Consider the following 241-nt stretch of genomic DNA (forward strand, 5'->3'; position numbering starts at 1 on the left):
TGCTTGTAATTGTTTCTTTTTCAGTTCATAATTAAGCACAAATCTATTATAATCACATATATAGCGCTTAATTTTTCGCTCATCTATATGTTAAATAACTTTCGTAATATTGTTCAAAAATACTTCATCGTGCGAAATTATAATATAAGCTTTTTCATACATTTGTAAATATGATTGCACCCATTCTATATTAGCTGTATCTAAATAGTTAGTTGGGTCATGTAATAATAAAACAACCGCT

Annotated in this window: 1 pseudogene; it reads right to left on the reverse strand. The window is 26.6% G+C overall.

What is annotated here, in order from left to right:
• A pseudogene (locus tag JDS80_RS31035) lies at positions 1–241 on the reverse strand (ABC transporter ATP-binding protein); the annotation flags it as partial.

Origin of the sequence: Bacillus cereus group sp. N8, assembly GCF_016483685.1 — a bacterium.
GTDB classification, from domain to species: domain Bacteria; phylum Bacillota; class Bacilli; order Bacillales; family Bacillaceae_G; genus Bacillus_A; species Bacillus_A proteolyticus.